Annotated in this window: 15 protein-coding genes; 7 read left to right on the forward strand and 8 right to left on the reverse strand. The window is 57.9% G+C overall.

Annotated elements, in window-relative coordinates; genetic code table 11:
* From GBC55_RS28535 to GBC55_RS28565, 7 genes are all read left to right on the forward strand, one after another.
* The coding region (locus GBC55_RS28535) for a DUF1983 domain-containing protein (protein WP_348650984.1) at positions 1-4,133 on the forward strand (4,133 nt) is incomplete at its 5' end.
* 8 nt (positions 4,134-4,141) lie between these two features.
* Positions 4,142-4,447, forward strand: a complete 306-nt coding sequence (locus GBC55_RS28540; protein ID WP_247267050.1) for a hypothetical protein — start codon at positions 4,142-4,144, stop codon at positions 4,445-4,447.
* Positions 4,447-5,133, forward strand: coding sequence for a hypothetical protein (locus tag GBC55_RS28545; protein ID WP_162440945.1), 687 nt, complete (start codon positions 4,447-4,449; stop codon positions 5,131-5,133). Before GBC55_RS28540 ends, GBC55_RS28545 begins: the two co-directional genes overlap by 1 nt.
* A gap of 55 nt (positions 5,134-5,188) precedes the next feature.
* Positions 5,189-5,737: a hypothetical protein gene (locus tag GBC55_RS28550; RefSeq protein ID WP_162440946.1), complete on the forward strand. Its 549-nt coding sequence runs from the start codon at positions 5,189-5,191 to the stop codon at positions 5,735-5,737.
* Between the two features lie 392 nt (positions 5,738-6,129).
* Complete coding sequence (locus tag GBC55_RS28555) at positions 6,130-6,459, forward strand: phage tail protein (protein WP_247267051.1); 330 nt, start codon at positions 6,130-6,132, stop codon at positions 6,457-6,459.
* 72 nt (positions 6,460-6,531) lie between these two features.
* Positions 6,532-6,747, forward strand: a complete 216-nt coding sequence (locus GBC55_RS28560) for a hypothetical protein (RefSeq protein WP_162440948.1) — start codon at positions 6,532-6,534, stop codon at positions 6,745-6,747.
* 58 nt (positions 6,748-6,805) lie between these two features.
* The gene (locus GBC55_RS28565; RefSeq protein WP_162440949.1) at positions 6,806-7,231 is read left to right on the forward strand and encodes a cell wall hydrolase; all 426 of its coding nucleotides are present in this window, start codon (positions 6,806-6,808) and stop codon (positions 7,229-7,231) included.
* Positions 7,232-7,712: 481 nt separating this feature from the next.
* Here GBC55_RS28565 and GBC55_RS28570 read toward each other — a convergent pair whose 3' ends face one another.
* The 8 genes from GBC55_RS28570 to GBC55_RS28605 all read right to left on the reverse strand — a co-directional run.
* Positions 7,713-8,153 carry an EamA family transporter gene (locus GBC55_RS28570; protein WP_162440950.1) on the reverse strand — a complete coding sequence of 147 codons (441 nt, stop codon included), beginning with the start codon at positions 8,151-8,153 and terminating at the stop codon, positions 7,713-7,715.
* 58 nt (positions 8,154-8,211) lie between these two features.
* Complete coding sequence (locus GBC55_RS28575; protein WP_162440951.1) at positions 8,212-9,585, reverse strand: ATP-binding protein; 1,374 nt, start codon at positions 9,583-9,585, stop codon at positions 8,212-8,214.
* On the reverse strand, positions 9,561-10,226 hold the full coding sequence (locus GBC55_RS28580) for a response regulator transcription factor (RefSeq protein WP_162440952.1): 666 nt from the start codon (positions 10,224-10,226) through the stop codon (positions 9,561-9,563). Before GBC55_RS28580 ends, GBC55_RS28575 begins: the two co-directional genes overlap by 25 nt.
* A 100-nt stretch (positions 10,227-10,326) precedes the next feature.
* Positions 10,327-10,764, reverse strand: coding sequence for a hypothetical protein (locus tag GBC55_RS28585; RefSeq protein WP_162440953.1), 438 nt, complete (start codon positions 10,762-10,764; stop codon positions 10,327-10,329).
* Positions 10,765-10,792: 28 nt separating this feature from the next.
* Complete coding sequence (locus GBC55_RS28590; protein WP_162440954.1) at positions 10,793-11,557, reverse strand: hypothetical protein; 765 nt, start codon at positions 11,555-11,557, stop codon at positions 10,793-10,795.
* A gap of 99 nt (positions 11,558-11,656) precedes the next feature.
* Positions 11,657-12,343, reverse strand: coding sequence for a response regulator transcription factor (locus GBC55_RS28595; RefSeq protein WP_162440955.1), 687 nt, complete (start codon positions 12,341-12,343; stop codon positions 11,657-11,659).
* A 79-nt stretch (positions 12,344-12,422) separates the two neighbouring features.
* Positions 12,423-13,493, reverse strand: coding sequence for an ABC transporter ATP-binding protein (locus GBC55_RS28600; protein ID WP_162440956.1), 1,071 nt, complete (start codon positions 13,491-13,493; stop codon positions 12,423-12,425).
* Positions 13,490-14,216: ABC transporter permease subunit (locus GBC55_RS28605; protein ID WP_247267048.1), on the reverse strand; the 727-nt coding region annotated here is incomplete at its 5' end. The genes GBC55_RS28605 and GBC55_RS28600, both read right to left, overlap by 4 nt.

A 14,216-nucleotide genomic window follows, 5' to 3' on the forward strand; every position in this document is an offset into this window, starting at 1 on the left:
CGGACAAGGTGGCGACTGATGCCGCGACGGCAGCGGCCAACGCGTTGTCGTTGGCCAACACCAAGGCCGACGCGGCGGCGCTGACCAGCCTGACCACGCGCGTGGAGTCGACAGAAGGAACGATCAACAGCCAGGGCACGGCTATCACCGGGCTGAACAACAGCCTGACCACCACCAACGGCAACGTGACCGCTGCGCAAAACGCAGCGAACGCGGCGAACACCTTGGCCGGCGGCAAGGGCAAGGTGATCGTGCAAACCGGCGCACCGGCGGCAGCCGATCAGCAGATGCAAAACCTGTGGATCGACATCACCGGCGGGGCTAACACGCCGAAGCGCTGGACGGGTTCGGCCTGGGCAGTAGTGACGGACAAAGTGGCGACCGATGCAGCAGCGGCAGCCGCCAACGCCCTGTCGGTGGCCAACACCAAGGCCGACGCAGCGGCGCTGACCAGCCTGACCACCCGAGTCACTTCGGCGGAAGGGACAATCAGCAGCCAGGGCACCTCGATCACCGGGCTGAACAACAGCCTGACCACCACCAACGGCAACGTGACCGCTGCGCAAAATGCGGCGAACGCGGCGAACACCCTGGCCGGCGGCAAGGGCAAGGTGATCGTGCAAACCGGCGCACCGGCGGCAGCCGATCAGCAGATGCAAAACCTGTGGATCGACATCACCGGCGGGGCTAACACGCCGAAGCGCTGGACGGGCTCGGCCTGGGCGGCAGTGACGGACAAGGTGGCAACCGATGCAGCAGCGGCAGCCGCCAACGCATTGTCGGTGGCCAACACCAAGGCCGACGCGGCGGCGCTGACTGCGCTGAATTCTCGGGTAACCAGCACCGAAGGCGCGATCACCTCGCAAAGCGACAGCCTGACGCAGCTCAACAACAGTCTGACGCGTTTCGGTGATAACTCGCCAACGAGCGTCTATCAGAGCTTGTTTAATGGTCTGGCGGTGGACACCTGGGCCAAAACTCAGGGCTCTTCGTTGGCCCTTGACTCGCTGTCGAATGTGGAAGGCAACGTCAGCGGCGCCACGCTCACCATCGACATTCCGGCGGCAGCGAATTGGTGGGGTGCTACCAACAAGAAGGTTCGCTTCGATCCGGCTCGCCTGTACAAGCTGTCGGTGCGGGTGCAACAAGTGTCTGTGCGGGCCGGCACGGCGCCCACGTTTTATGCGGGGCTCGATTGTTTTGCCGATGACGGCTTGACCCGAATCAATATGAACGGGGCGAACACGCTAGGCTCGTCGCACTACCTGCTGGCGGCCGCTAAAACCCTGGTCGTTGGTGAATGGACTGAGCTGGTCACGTATGTGAAAGGGCATACGGCCGGTGTGGGTGGTTCAGGGCTGGGCACCATCGCCAGCCCTAAGCCCCTAAGGGAGGGCTCGCGCTACATCTCGCCCATGTTGATTGCGGGGTATGACAGCAAGGGCGGCGTGCTCGCGCTGGACTATTTCACCATTGACGATGTGACCGATCAGGTCCAGATCGATGCGACTTCGGCCGCATTGGCTTCGCTGGATTCGACAGTCACGCAGCAGGGAGCAACTTTAACCAGTCAGGGCAACAGCCTGACGTCGTTGAACAACAGCCTGACCACCACCAACACCAACGTGACCGCTGCGCAAACGGCAGCGAACGCGGCGAACACCTTGGCCGGCGGTAAGGGCAAGGTGATCGTGCAAACCGGCGCACCGGCGGCAGCTGATCAGCAGATGCAAAACCTGTGGATCGACATCACCGGTGGGGCGAACACCCCGAAGCGTTGGACCGGGGGAGCTTGGGCGGTTGTGACGGACAAGGTGGCAACCGATGCGGCCGCCGCCGCCGCCAACGCATTGTCGGTGGCCAACACCAAGGCCGACGCGGCCGCGCTGACCAGCCTGACCAGCCGAGTGACTTCGGCGGAAGGGACGATCAGCAGCCAGGGCACCTCGATCACTGGGCTGAACAACAGCCTGACCACCACCAACACCAACGTGACCGCCGCGCAAAACGCGGCGAACGCGGCAAACACTTTGGCCGGTGGCAAGGGCAAGGTGATCGTGCAAACCGGCGCACCGGCGGCAGCCGATCAGCAGATGCAAAACCTGTGGATCGACATCACCGGCGGGGCTAACACCCCGAAGCGTTGGACGGGTGGCGCGTGGGCGGTTGTGACGGACAAGGTGGCAACCGATGCGGCAACGGCGGCCGCCAACGCCCTGTCGGTGGCCAACACCAAGGCTGATGCTGCAGCGGTCACGGCGTTGAATTCACGGGTGACGGACACCGAAGGGGCGATCACTTCGCAAAGTGACAGCCTGACGAAGCTCGATAACAGCCTGACGCGCGTGGGCAATAACTCACCGACGAAGGTCTATCAAAGTCTGTTCACTGCGTTGGCCGTCGATACGTGGCGCCTGACCAACTCTACCGGGCCCACCTCTTCATTTTCGAATGTCGCGGGCAACACCAGCGGCGCAAGTCTTACCCTGGATAGCGGCGCTGGCAATAAGCACTGGTGGGGGGCGTCCAACAAGCTAATCCGCTTTGACCCTACGCGGCTGTACAAGCTGACGCTGAGACTGCAGCAAGTTTCGGTTCCGGGTGGTACTGCGCCGACTGTTATCGCTGGCGTGGATTGCTTTGCAGAGGATGGGACAACCCGCATTAACACTGCGGGAGCCAATAGCCCGAACTCAAGCCACTATGTGCTGACAGGAGGGGCATCGCCTGTCGTGGGCACTTGGGTGGAATACACCACCTACGTGAAAGGCTTCTCCATTGGGGCCGAAGCGGGTGGGGCGGGCGCAGGCACCGTTGCCGTGCCGAAGCGCTTAAAGACCGGCACAGCGTACTTCTCGCCGATGCTGATCACCGGCTACAACAACGCCGGGGGCGTGGCGGCGGTGGATTGTTTCACTGTCGATGACGTGACCGATCAGATCCAGATCGCCGCGACGTCTGCCGCGTTGTCGACGTTGGATTCAACGGTCACTCAGCAAGGCACCACCCTGACCAGTCAGGGCACCAGCCTGACGTCGCTGAGCAACAGCCTGACGACTACCAACGGCAACGTGACCGCTGCGCAAACGGCAGCGAACGCGGCGAACACCTTGGCCGGCGGCAAGGGCAAGGTGATCGTGCAGACCGGTGCGCCGGCGGCGGCCGATCAGCAGGTGCAAAACCTGTGGATCGACATCACCGGCGGCGCGAACACGCCGAAGCGCTGGACCGGCTCGGCGTGGGCAGCGGTAACGGACAAGGTAGCCGCTGACGCAGCAGCTGCAGCAGCCAGCGCCTTGACCGTGGCCAACACCAAGGCGGATGCCTCGGCTGTCAGCAGCTTGACCACGCGGGTTACCAGCACCGAACAACAGATCACCGCTCAGGCTACCAAGCTGGACGGCATCTATGTGCAGGTAAACCCGGACATGGCTGGCGATTCGTCCGGCTTCGCTGGCGCAACGACTAGTTTTGTCGGGGTGTGGACTGAGCAATCTGCGCGAATCGAGGAAGGCATTCTCTCGGCCAAACGTACCGACACCGTTGAGGCGACCGCCAATATCGCCGTGGATCTAGGCCAGCAAGGCGTGAACTTAGGTCAACAAGGCGTGAACTTAGGCCAGCAGAACAGCACCGCTGTGCAGCAGGTCAGTGCGGTCGTGCAGCAGGTCAGCCAGGCGCAGATTACGGCGGATGGGAAGGCGTCGGCCATGTGGGCGGTCAAGCTGCAGGTAAACGCTCAGGGCCAGTATGTGGCGGCAGGCGTTGGCCTCGGTATCGAGAATGGTCCGGCGGGTTTGCAGAGTTCATTCCTGGTGAGCGCTGACACGTTCGCGGTCGTGAATGGGATCAATGGCACGCTGTCATCGCCATTTGCCGTTACAGGCGGCCAAGTCTTTATACGGTCTGCGTTTATCCAAGACCTCTCATTGTCGTTCGGCAAGATCGCCGACAACATTCAGTCAGACAACTTCGTGGCGAACAGTACGGGTTGGAAGTTGAGTAAGTCGGGAGGTATGGAGCTGAACTCTACGGTGGCAGGACAAGGGCGGGTGCAGGTTACAAATCGGGCGGTAAAAGTTTGGGACGCAAACGGCGTTCTACGAGTACAGCTAGGAGATCTTTCTGCATGAGCTATGGGTTGCGAACTTGGGGTGATAATGGAGCTGCACAGATTGACGAGAACTCCTTTACGGTACGGTTGGTGTTATCGACTCTTGTCACATTCACTGCTGCTAAAGGGAATCAAGACTTTTCCGTCCCGGGTTGCAACCCTAGCAACTCTGTAGCGTTTGTCGTTCCGAGCGGTCCTGTCTCCACGGATCAACGTCAGTTTGAGACAGAGATGCTTGACGGCGTTGCTCGCGCATACAACTACACGCGAACCTTCGACGCCAGCTCTGCCAAAGGAGGAACGATGCGGCTATTCGTAGTGAGGTTTCGCTAATGAGTTTTGGTTTAAGTTTTTCTAACAACAGTGATGTTGTAGTTCTGGATTCAGAGTATGCAAGGCTTTGCATTATTTACACCGGCCGCTACGCGCCAAACTATGGTCCGGGAAATTATCAATCACTGATCACGTTCCCTAGCCCCATAACAACTGCTGAACAACCATTGGTGTTTTTGCGGCCGGACACTGTGAATGGCATTCTGAAGATGGGAACCGCTGCTTACGTGTTAGGCGGGCCTGGCAACTGGACGGGTTTTTTGACAGGGATGTATGACCAAGTAGGCTTTTACCCAAACGGACGATATGTGGTTTCTACGTTTGGGGCTCAGCCTGTTGCTACTTTTGGCCTCCGGTTGTTTTCGTCTGCTGGACTGCCGATTTTTGATTCGGGTACACCTAGCCTCCTATTCACCCGTGCGTTTCAAAATTGGACTTATGTAACCTCAACTCGCCTTCCGCAGGGTGAGTACGTTAACTATTACACGGTACCTTTTGATTTTCCCGAAAACGAGTATCTATTAGGTAATTCATTCATGATGAGGATGAATAACGCCGATAACATTGGGCGTTCAGTACATACCTGGTGGGACTTTCAAAACAAAGTTTTGTATGCGGTCACTATAGGCTTTTCAAATCCCTATGCTTTTTGGTTGCCTGCAATGTTCGCAAAAATAAATGCATAGAAAGGTTAGGGTGACTCAATAGGTACCATTTCATTAGGAATATTAGGCGGCATATATGGCTAAGCAAACAGTAAACTTGGGCGCAACGCCTAACGGTGCCGGTGGTGATACACCGCGAAGTGCGTTCACGAAAGTACAAGCCAACATTGACGAGTTGTATGCGGCGCTGGGCGCGCCGGCGTCAGGCGCACTTCCCGCCGCACTTCCTGTGGTCGACGGCGGTACGGGTTCGACCACACCAGCCGGAGCACGCACTAACTTGGGGTTGAAGACGGCCGCCTTAGTTAACATTGTGGGCACGATGGCTGCTGGCGACATTATGGAGATCGGAGCCAATGCTAACGGCACCTATTTTAAATTCGCGAACGGCTTAATGATTTGCCGAGGCGAGTTTACGGGGTATGCGGCAGCCGTTTTGAAGACTGTCAACTTACCCATGCCATTTATTGACGGTAGCAATGGATGCGCGGTATCTATCATCCCCTCGACTGGTTATGAGGGTTCCGCCACTTGGTGGTGCAGCAGTACGCAATTCAACTTCTATTCACCCAATGCACGCGGATCTAATACCGTTGTGTATGTCGTAATCGGAAAGTGGAACTGATGATTATCAATCTTTCGCCTCAGCGTCGTGATGACACACTTGTGGCCTTTAAATCCGGGGACAAGCTGAACCTGAACTATGAGGAATTTGATTTTTCAAAATTGGCCGAGGGGGACACCCTGCCTTGTACCGCCATAGGTTCCAGTTGGTTCTTCGGCAATGTAGAGCGCCGCTCGGGTGAGCTGGAAATGACACTGCTATTGCCCAACCCGGTTAACTACAGTCCAGCCCAGGCCTTCCCGGTGCCGCTGGTGAATGTTCCGGACGGCCAAGTGGTATTCCCTCGGTCCTTGCCAGATGAAAATGGTGTCTACGAAGAGCTGGTTAAGTTTAATCCCGTCCATCCCGCGCGTTTAGGCGTGATTGACTGGTCCCAGGTTGTCACCAAGGCAATGAAAGAGGCCGCCGCCCGCGCAGCAGAATTACTTGCGGCCAAAGGCGCCTTGGCGCAACGCAATACGGACGCCGCGTTACGCATAACGCGGATCAATGACCGCATCGAAACCCTCAGCTATGGCATCGAGGTCGGCGCCGCAAGCGAAGAGGATGAAGCCGAACAAGCCGCACTGCTGCTTAGCCTCACAGCCTGGAAGGGTTACAAATTCGCCCTGGGCAAGGTCACTGGCCAAGCGACGTGGCCAGCCGCGCCCGTTTGGCCGCCTGAGCCCGTCATGCCTGAGATTCCAGCGGATCCCGAGGCGCTGGCGACCGAAAACCAGTAACGCCCTGCAGTACCCATCACCCGCCATCGAGCGGGTTTATTTTTGCCTAAATTTTGAAACCGGAGATTCACCATGTCCTTTATCGTCATCAACACGAGCAATAACTTCGATCCAATTCACCAGATGGAATTCGCGACCGCCGAAGAGGCCGACACCCATGCGCGGGAAATTGTGACAACGCAACCTCAGGCAGTCGTTCGCACGGCTCAACTGATCAACACCTACACCGCGAAGGTAACCGTCACTTCGAAGCTGGTGCAGATCGTTCCCGACTCGCCTGCCAGCTGACAGACGCACATGGTTCACGCCCGCCCAGTGCGGGCTTTTTTTCGCCTGGAGTAAAGCTATGACTGCAACTGAGAACGATCGCGACATCCTTGCTCGGACACTGTGGGGAGAGGCCCGCGGCGAAAGTCTAGCCGGCCAAATCGCCGTAGCCTGGACCATCCGCAACCGGGTCAATGATGGCAAAGCCAAATCATGGTGGGGGGAGGGCTATGCCGGCGTTTGCCAGAAGCCCTATCAGTTCAGCTGCTGGAACCGGAACGATCCCAACTACATCTACTTGAGTGGCGCGAAGCCAATCCCTTTCCGCGAGTTCGCCCGGGCAAGAATCGCCGCTGACCAGGTGATCGCGGGCAAAGTGCCGGACCCAACCGGCGGCGCGACTCACTATTACGCAACGACGATGACGAAGCCTCCCGCATGGGCGAGAGGTGCCATGGAGACTTTGAAGCTTGGGCATCACGTCTTTTTCAAAGATGTGCACTGAGGCCAAGGTCTCAGCACGCTCGACCAAAGAGCACGGTACTCAGAAACCATCTGGTCTAACGTAGAGCCCCAATCAAGCGTGTCAGCGCGTGGCTTTCCGGCCCCGATTCTTGATCGACAAAAGCGCCAAGACCGTGAGACTTATCGATCTTCTGTAGCTCGGTTTGAGACGAACGCATATCGAGCGCCACCGCCCGCAGGATATTCTTGGCATGATTTCTCAGACCTTTCGAATCCATCGTCGGCATCTCAGTGTCGACCGACCAAGCAAACGACTACCAAGCTTGCAAAATAAGCTCAAGGTGTCGGAGATAAAGTCTGGAAGTCTCATGGCGATCCTATTGGCGTTCGTCGGCTATGAGAGAGAGCAAAACGAGGAATAAATTAATCAATGGAGACAGCGTAGTTGCAGATTCCAGCCTTGATGTTCCACCACCGGGGGCATGGTAATCACTCCACCAATACTGAAGCACCGCTACCGGTTATCGACGCCATGCAAGCATTACCACACCGACGGTTATCAAGCTGATGCCAATCCATTGGCGAACATCGAGCTTTTCTCCCAGTAGGGTCACTCCCAGTATGGAAACAAGTACCACGCTGAGTTTGTCTACCGGAGCAACCAGGGATGCTTGTCCGAGCTGCAGAGCGCGGTAGTAACATACCCACGAGGCCCCAGTCGCCAAGCCAGACAGGACCAGGAACACATAGCTGCGCGCCGAAATCGTGCCAAGGGCTTGGTATTGCCCGGTCGCGTACACGATCAGCGCCAGGCTGAGTAAAACCACCACGGTGCGTATCAGGGTAGCGAAGTCAGAGTTGATTCCAACGATGCCAATCTTGCCAAAAATAGCCGTCATTGCAGCGAACAGTGCGGACAGCAGTGCCCAGAATACCCACGATGAAAATAACGACGTGCCCATTGAAGAAAGCCTGAAGGTGAAGGGGATCGCAGTGCAGCGCACGCCGAGGAAATCCAACTCAGTCGTGCGCGGGGACCGCAGCATTTGCTTTTTGCAAGCTTATCGAAACACGCAAACCGCTCTGCTGTGCCTCGTTCGAGAAACCTAGCTGAACGCGGACTCCGGTGCGTTCCGCTATCGCCTTGACGATCGACAGGCCCAAGCCGGAGCCTGTTTCATCGGTTCCCAAACTTCGGTAAAACGGATCGAACACCCGTGTGTGCTCGTCTACCACAATACCCGGGCCCGAATCTTTTATCCGAAGGATCGTAGTCTCTTGTATCCGCTCAACCGAAAGGTCAATTCGTCCGCCTAGGGGGGTATAACGGATCGCGTTATCCACCAGGTTTTTAACCAAAATCAACAAATCCATTTCGTTGATGATGACCTGTACGTCCTCGATACTCTCTACGCCGATATCGATGTGTTTGCGTTCTGCCAGCGGCAGTAAATCCTCCAGCACTCGTCGATAGACCGCATGGACTGAAACGGCAGTCTGTAGCCGGTCAGTGTTCGATTGCGCGGCAGCAAGTGCCAGCAACTGATGGATCAGATGTCTGCTGCGCTCTATTCCCCGAGATAGCGGTAGCAAGCGCTGACGAGCAGGCTCCGGCATCTGCGTGGCAGCCAGCCGTTCGGCTTGCAGAGACAGGGCGGCCATGGGCGAACGTAGTTCGTGGGCAGCGTCGGCAATGAAGCGACGCTGGTTTTCCATGGACAACGCAACGCGTGCGAGCAAGCGATTGATGGCAACGACGAAAGGACGGATCTCGGTTGGCAAATGGCGCTCGTCGACAGGGTAAAGCGCCTGATCATCGCGTTGATCGATTTCAGCCGAGAGGGTAGCGATGGGGCGGAAAAGCTTGCGCACCAGATCCCCGACCACCAGCAGCAACACGGGGAACAGGATGAGAAAAGGTAGCGAGCTCCTCCAGGCGCTCTCGCGAGCCTCCTTATTGCGTGCATCGGTTTCCTGAGCAACCACGATACGTTCACCGCGGGACGTGGTCCTGACCAATACACGAAAATCTTCGCCCGCGACATTCTGCGTTGACAGTCCATTGGCGAGGGTTGTGAGGAAAGGTAATGGCATTGAACTGTCATCGTGGCCGATGGCCTGGCTGCCGTCGATCAGGTACTGCACGATGACCCTGGATTCTTCGTTGTCACCCTCGACTTCCTGAGCCGCGGGATAGTGCAAGGTCATCTGTTGTCGATCAAACAGGACCGCCACCTGACGCAAGATATCGTCCTGCATTTCGTGAGCTTCGTTGATCGCTGAGACGAAAGCGAAAATCCCGGCCATCAACGCAACGATCAAGATGGCCAGGGACAGCGTCATGGACAGGCGGAATTGAACCGAATCCCTCAACAGTTTTTTGAAACCATCCATCCCATACCTCTTACGTTCTTGATGACATGGCTGCCGAGCTTGCGTCGCAAGGCGTGAATCAGGAATTCCACCGCGTTGCTTTCCACTTCATTACCCCAGCCGTAGAGGCGGTCTTCGAGTTCGCTGCGCGATAGAATGGCGCCTGGGCGGATCAACAGCGCCTGCAGCAGGGCGAATTCGCGACTGGAAAGCTGCATCGCGGGACTGCCTTCCACGGTGGCTTCTTTGGAAATCAGGTCCAGTGTCACCACGCCGTTGTCCAGCAGGGACAGGGCATTGCCACCTTTACGGCGCAATACTGCGCGCGTACGGGCCAGAAGTTCCGCCATGGCGAAGGGTTTGAGCAGGTAGTCATCGGCGCCGCCGTCGAGCCCTCGCAGGCGATCACCCAGGCCATCCCTCGCGCTTATGATCAGCAGTGGCACTGCGTTGTTACGCGCGCGGATGCTGTCGAGTACATCCAACCCATCTTTGCCGGGCAATCCGAGGTCCAGCAGCACCAGGTCATAGTGTTGGGTGTCCAATGTTGCAAGCGCGGTGAGACCGTCATTCACCCAGTCAGTGGCATAACTCGCATCGTTCAGCGCGCCTTGGACTGCATCTCCGATCATCGGGTCGTCTTCGACCAGCAAAATCCGCATTACCCGCTCCCGAAAAAAACGCGACGGCTTTGGTCGTCGCGCTTGTATTGAAGCACTTGCTCAAGCGTTTGTCCGACGCCATGTCAGCGCTGCATCGAACTCATGCCTGGCTTTTCATTGAATCGAATGCGCTCAGCAGTTCCTTCATTCTGGCCTTGCATTCGCTCTGCTGCGGATCTTTGGCGCGCAAGGCATCGAGTGCGTGGTCGATCGCCTTGTCCACCACATGCCAGTCGCCTGCGGCACGGGGTTTGATCCCTGCTTCGGCGGAGTCCCAGGCGGTCTCCAGAGATTTGATCCGAGCTCTGGCGCCCGTCAGGTCATTTTTATCCACGAGGGTGGAAACGTCGGTTGCAATAGTGCGGAACTCGGAAAGGTCGCCCAGTTTGGAGCCCGATTGAGGTTGTGAAGTGACCGGGCCTGACGATGCGCCCGTATTGGGTTTGTCTGCGGGCTTCGAGCAACCGGCGGCAATGCCGAGCAAAAAGACGGACGCAACGATGGCTATGTGACGAATGATGGTCTGAATCTGGCCCATGACGGTTCCTTGAGTGGCTTCGGGATGTTTACTGAATGGCGGCTTTACGCTTGACGACGCTGATTTGCGCTACGGCAACCAGCATGACAATCACGCACAGGAAGATCGCGCTGGTCCAGGTGGCACCCATTCCCAGGCCCCCATAGGTCTTGGCCTGGGTCAGCAGGTCGCCGAGGGAGGCGCCAAATGGACGAGTAAGGATGTAGGCGATCCAGAACGTCAGTACGCTGCTGCAGCCCATGCGCCAGGCCATCAAGGTGGCAGCGATCAGGACAGCGAAAATCACGGCGCCGAGGGTAAATCCCAGGCCCAGCGCTTCGGTAGCCAGGTCACCGGCAGCGGTGCCAAGGGCAAAGGTGCAGAGCACTGTCACCCAGTAGAACAACTCCCGTCGCGGGGTGACAATTTCGCGTATCGACAGGCTGTGTTCCACCCAGTACCAGACCAGGAAGTTGATCGCCAGCAAGATGGAAAATACGGCCGTGCTGGCGTATAGGCTCACGTCCAATATGTCGGTCAGAATGTCGGTGATCTGGGTGCCGACGATGCTCACCAATACCACCGTCAGCCAATAGATCCAGGGCGTTAAGGTCCTGGTGCGCATTTGCCAGAACAGTGCGACCGCCAGAAACACTCCCATACCGATGCTGGTCGCTCCCACGCCGAAACCGGCATCGACGGTTAGAAAGTCGGCACCTGTTTCCCCCACGGTCGTGGACAGGATCTTGATTATCCAGAATGACAGGGTCACCTGCGGAACCTTGTTGAGCCAGCCCGCTGTTGCGGATTTCATTGGCGGATACCCTCTGCTGAGCAGCGCGGAATGTGCGCAGAACAGAAGTTACCTGGCGAAACTTAGATGAGCCTGAGGAGAGGCGAGTGGCCTCGATGACTACTGATGCGTATTGTTCAAAGCGCACAGCTTGTACCCGATCCCATGCACAGTCTGCAGCAGTGGTTCGTCGAAGACCTTATCCAAAGCCCGTCTCAACATGTGAATGTGACTGCGAAGGCTGTCGCTGTTGGTGCGATGTCCTCCCCAGATGAGGTCTTCCAGTTCGGTCCGTTTGACAACGCGCGGGCTTCTGCGCATGAGCGTTTCCAACAGCTGCATGCAGGTAGGGTTCAGCTTGATGGTCACCCCGGCTCGGGAAATCTCCATCGTATCCAGATCGAACAGCAGATCGGCGACAACCATGGTCCGATTAACCTTGCCAATGCGCCGCGTTACTATTGCTTCGATTCTCGCAAGGATTTCGGACATGGCAAAAGGCTTGGTTACGTAGTCATCCGCGCCTACTTTGAAACCGAGCAAACGATCTTCCAGTTGATCACGCGCACTTAACATTATGATCGCAATGTCAGTTTTTGAGTTCTGACGCAGGCTGCTGCAAATCTGATTGCCATCGATGCCCGGAAGCATGACATCCAGAACAATCGCATCGAACTTTTTCGAAGCGGCCAGATGAAGCCCGCTGAGTCCATCAAGTGCACCTTCGACGTCATGCCCCTTGAGCGCGAAGAACTCCATCAGGTTGTCATGAATGTCGTGATTGTCCTCGATAATCAAAATGTTCATGGCATAGCCTTCAGTCGATTAATCAAGTTAGACAAAACATGCGGTTGATACATCATGTCGGTAAGCCCGCGTATCCAGATCATGACCGGCTCAGGACATGCGCATGCCCCTTGGCCGAGACATGCACCACACTTCCGGCGGGCGGTGCGTACAGGCCCGTACTGCGCACCATCAGGGACCGGCCAGGCAGGTCGCCCTCAGGCGATGCCTGCAGCTCTACCGTCAAAGTGCAGGAATTGCCGCTGAAGTCGCGCTCGGTCACAACGGCGCGACATCCATTGGCCCCGCCCGGGGTGGAGTGGACGTCAACCAGATGCAGTTGTTCGGGGCGCAGCATGATCCTCGCTGAACTGTTGTTCCGGTGGTTGTTGACCAGTACCCGGCCCAAGTCACAATGCGCCCAGCCCGCCTCGATTCTGGCGGGCATGACCACGGCTTCGCCGAGAAACAGTGCTGTGTGTTCATCTTCGGGGTAGCAGTACAGATCCTGCGGATCGCCAGACTGCACCAGCCGGCCCTCGCGCATTACCGCCAGCTGGTCGGCGAACGACAATGCCTCGCTCTGGTCATGGGTGACCAAGATGGTAGTGACGCCAGCGTCGGCCAGCAGCCGCCCGACCAATTTGCGCATGGTGGCCCTCAGGCCGGTATCGAGGGCGGAAAACGGCTCGTCCAGCAACATCAGCCGTGGTTGCTGTGCCAAGGCTCGCGCCAGTGCCACGCGCTGTTGCTGACCCCCCGAGAGCTCATGGGGCCAACGGTTGGTCATGTTCGCATCCAGTGCCACATTGTCCATCAACTCGGCGATTCGCTCGTGTTTTTCTGCGCGCGTGCCCGAGAGCCCGAACCCGATGTTGGCGGCCACCGTCATGTGCGGGAACAGCGCCCCGTCCTGGGGTACATAGCCAATCAAGCGCTGATGCGCTGGCACTTCTTGGGTCTCGTCGACGAGTGTTTGGCCATTGAATGACAAACGGCCAGTGTCGGGGAATTCGAAGCCGGCGATCATCCGAAGCAGGGTCGTCTTGCCGGAGCCGGACGGACCGACGATCACCGTTCGGCTGCCAGTAGGCACCGACAAATTGATGCTCTGCAGCGCTTGATGGGCGCCATACGACTTGGAAATGCAATGGATTTCAAGAGCGTTCATCGGCCAGCCGTCCGTTTAGATTGGTGATAAAGAAGCCCGGTTAACGGAAGTGACAGCAGGATCATCAACAAGGCGTAGGGCGCTGCGGCGGCGTAGTCGATCTCACTGGTGAAAGCCCAGAATCCGGTGGCCAGGGTGCGGGTTCCGTTTGGGGCGAGTAACAAGGTGGCGGTCAGCTCGTTGGTGATTGCCAAAAACACTAGTGCGGCGCCCGCGGCAGCACCCGGTGCGGCCAGTCGCAAGGTGGTCAGCCACAACGCTCGGGCGGGAGAGCGGCCGAGGCTGCGGGCGATGTTTTCCAGCTCGACCGGTGCTTGTGCAATGCCGGCTCGCAGACTCACCAGCGCGCGGGGCAAAAACATCAGTAGATAGGCGAGCAACACGGTGATCGCCGTCTGGTAAACGGGCCGGGCGAAATGAATGGTAACGGTCACCAGCGCCAGGGCCACGACTATCCCTGGCAACGAACTGGTGATGTAGTTGCAGCCTTCCAGAATGCGTTGCAACCGGCCCGGAGAGCGCGTCGACAGCCAGGCAATCGGGATGGCAGCGCAGGTGGTGAGGACGGCGCCCGCGACACCCAACATCACGGTCTGCTGCAGTGCCGGCAGTAGATCCGCCATCTGCCAGACTTGCGTGCCGCCAGCGATCAGCCAATCGCCCAAGGTGAGCAGTGGCACGCCCAGGGCCAGCGCGCAGGTGGCAACCTGCAACGTCAGCGCG

This window comes from Pseudomonas sp. TNT3, assembly GCF_010095445.2.
Classification (GTDB): domain Bacteria; phylum Pseudomonadota; class Gammaproteobacteria; order Pseudomonadales; family Pseudomonadaceae; genus Aquipseudomonas.